3 protein-coding genes are annotated in these 3353 nt (G+C 59.9%); all 3 read left to right on the top strand.

The features are described 5' to 3' along the window. Positions 1 to 153: 153 nt before the first annotated feature. A complete protein-coding gene (locus tag NUV89_RS28685; protein ID WP_257783973.1) occupies positions 154 to 813 on the top strand; it encodes a paraquat-inducible protein A in 660 nt (219 codons plus the stop codon). Further along, positions 800 to 1423: a paraquat-inducible protein A gene (locus NUV89_RS28680; RefSeq protein ID WP_257783972.1), complete on the top strand. Its 624-nt coding sequence runs from the start codon at positions 800 to 802 to the stop codon at positions 1421 to 1423. The genes NUV89_RS28685 and NUV89_RS28680 overlap by 14 nt, the downstream gene beginning before the upstream one ends. Beyond that, positions 1416 to 3353: PqiB family protein (locus tag NUV89_RS28675; RefSeq protein WP_257783971.1), on the top strand; the 1938-nt coding region annotated here is incomplete at its 3' end. The genes NUV89_RS28680 and NUV89_RS28675, both read left to right, overlap by 8 nt.

Here is a 3353-nt window from a genome sequence, read left to right as displayed (position 1 = left end):
AAACCCCATTTGCGAAAGCAGATGGGGTTTTGTTTTGGGCGCGAGAAAAGCAGGCCGAGCCTCGACAAACAAGCCCCGACAAATTTGCACAGTTATTTCTGAAGCAGACCACTAGAATAGGCACCTAACCTTTTTAGAGCCCGAGCCCTACTTATGCCCGATCCGGTTGATGCCCTCGAGGTGTCGGATTTACCACTGGACGACCTGGTGGCATGCCATGAGTGCGACTTGCTGATGCGCAAACCAGCGCTCGCCCTCGGCGAAAAAGCCCAATGCCCGCGTTGCGGTTACGAGCTGTACGCTCACCGCCACAATGTCGTTGAGCGAAGCCTCGCCTTGGTTATCGCCGCGCTGCTGCTCTATATCCCCGCGAACTTTTTGCCCATCATGCAGCTCAATCTACTTGGGCAGTCCTCGGAGGACACCGTGTGGAGTGGCGTCGTCGCCCTGTTCAATACGGGTATGCAAGGCGTTGCCGTCGTGGTCTTCCTGTGCAGCATGGGCATTCCCCTGCTCAAGCTGCTCTGTCAATTGGCAGTCCTGCTCAGCATTCGCTGGAATATCGGCCGCAGCTACGGACTGCTGCTCTACCGCATCTACCATCACATGAAAGACTGGGGCATGTTGGAGGTCTACCTGATGGGCGTCCTGGTGGCGATCGTAAAACTCGCCGACATGGCCTCCATCACCATCGGCCTGGGCCTGGTCTGTTTCGTCAGCCTATTAATGGTTCAGGTTCTGCTTGAGGTGGTGATGTCGCCGCACCAGATCTGGCAAGCACTGTCAGGAGAGGATGAGCATGCGGGCGATTGATGCAGGTATTCTGATTTGTACCGAATGCCATGAGTTGAACAGGCAAGAGCCGGATACCGACGAGCAAACCTGCACCCGTTGCGGCGCGCTGGTCCATGCCCGTCGCCCCAACAGCCTTGCGCGCACGTGGGCACTTCTGATTACTGCAGCCATTTTGTACATCCCGGCCAACTTGTTGCCCATTATGACGATCAACTCCCTTGGCCAGGGTGCACCCAGCACCATCATGGCCGGCGTGATTGAATTGGTGCAGCACGGCATGTTCCCCATCGCCGCCGTGGTGTTCATCGCCAGTATCCTGGTGCCGACGTTCAAGCTCGTGGGCATTGGTCTGCTACTGTTCTCGGTGCAGCGCCACCAACCGCTGTCCGCGCGACAACGCATTGTGATGTACCGCTTTATCGAATTCATTGGCCGCTGGTCCATGTTGGATATTTTCGTGATCGCCATCCTGGTGGCGGTTGTAAACTTTGGGCGGCTTGCCAGTGTCGAGGCCAATCTCGGCGCTGCGGCGTTCGCCAGTGTGGTGATCTTGACGATGCTTGCCGCAGTAACTTTTGATCCCCGACTGATTTGGGATAACACGGAGTCGGACGACGACCATGAGTGATTTGCCAAAAGCTAAAACCCGCCCGGCCTCCAACTGGTCGGCCATCTGGGTGTTACCCCTGATTGCTCTGATAATCGGCGGCTGGCTGGGATGGCGCGCCTATACCCAGCAGGGCATCGACATCCAGGTACGCTTCGAAAGCGGCGAAGGTATCCAGGTCAACAAGACCGAAGTGGTCTACAAAGGCATGACCGTGGGCAAGGTCAAGGCCTTGGCCCTGGACGACGAAGGCAGCAATCGCGGGGTGATCGCCACCATCGAGATGAACAAGGACGTCGACCAGTACCTCAAGACCAATACGCGCTTCTGGTTGGTCAAACCCAGCGTAACCCTAGCCGGCATCACCGGCCTGGAAACCCTGGTCTCAGGCAACTACATCGCCGCCAGCCCTGGCGACGGCGAGCCCACGCGCAAATTCAAGGCGCTCTCCGAAGAGCCGCCTTTGTCCGACGCCAAGCCCGGCCTGCACCTGACCGTCAAGGCCGACCGCCTCGGCTCGCTCAACCGTGGCAGCCCGGTGTTCTACAAGCAGATCCAGGTCGGCCAGGTCAAAAGCTACCTGCTCTCCGAAGACCAGAGCACCGTTGAAATCAAGGTGTACATCGAGCCGACCTACGCCAACCTGGTGCGTAAACACACGCGTTTCTGGAACGCCAGCGGCATCAGCATCGACGCCAACCTCTCCGGCGTGAAGGTGCGCAGCGAATCCCTCTCCAGCATCGTCGCCGGCGGCATCGCCTTCGCCACCCCAGAGAACCGCAAGGACAGCCCGCCGACTGACCCAAGCCTGCCCTTCCGCCTGTACGAAGATTTCGATGCCGCCGCCGCCGGCATCAAGGTCAAGGTCAAGCTCACCGACTTTGAAGGCCTGCAGGCTGGCCGCACGCCGGTAATGTACAAAGGCATCCAGGTCGGCAGCCTGAAAACCCTGAAGATCGACCCTTCCCTGTCCAGCGCCAACGCCGAGCTGACCCTCGACCCGCTGGCCGAAGACTACCTGGTGCAGGACACCCAGTTCTGGGTGGTCAAGCCGTCGATTTCCCTGGCCGGTATTACCGGGCTTGAGGCCTTGGTCAAAGGCAACTACATCGCCATCCGCCCTGGCGACAAAGGCAGCGCCCCCCAGCGCGAATTCGTCGCCCGGGCCAAGGCGCCACCGCTGGACCTGCGCTCGCCAGGCCTGCACATGGTGTTGTTCACCGATAATCTCGGCTCGCTGGATGTCGGCAGCCCGATCCTCTACAAACAGGTCAAGGTCGGTTCGGTGCAGAGCTACCAGTTCTCGCGCAAGAACAAGCAACTGGTGATCGGCGTCCACATCGAGAAGGAATACGAAAACCTGGTCAACGGCTCCACGCGGTTCTGGAATGCCAGCGGCGTGACCCTGACCGGCGGCCTCACCGGCGGCATCCAGGTCAAGAGTGAATCCCTGGCCAGCCTGATGGCCGGCGGTATCGCCTTCGAAACCCCAGAGCCGAACGTACCGCTGAAGAAACGCATCCCACGCTTCCGTCTGTTCACCGACCGTGAGGCGGCCAATCAACACGGCACCTTGGTGACCATCAAGGTCGATCGCGCCGACGGCATGCGCCCGGGCACACCGGTACGCTTCAAAGGCCTGGATGTGGGCAAGATCGAAAGCGTCGATCTCAGCGCCGACATGCAGTCGGTGTTGCTCAGCGCGCGCATTACCCAAGTGGCGGATCGCATCGCCCGCGTGGGCAGCCAGTTCTGGGTGGTCAAGCCTGAGCTGGGCCTGATGAAAACCTCGAACCTGGAAACCCTGGTCACCGGCCAGTACATCGAAGTACAGCCAGCGGTGAAAAACGCCGGCCCGCAAAAGAGCTTCGTCGCACTGGATGAACCGCCGAAAGCCGTTCACCAGGAGGAAGGCCTGAGCCTCACCCTCAGCGCCGCACGCCGTGGCTCG

The organism is Pseudomonas sp. 18.1.10, assembly GCF_024655625.1.
Classification (GTDB): Bacteria; Pseudomonadota; Gammaproteobacteria; order Pseudomonadales; family Pseudomonadaceae; genus Aquipseudomonas.
The sequence above is the reverse complement of the archived record's forward strand: the minus strand, read 5'-3'. Positions and strand labels throughout refer to the sequence as shown.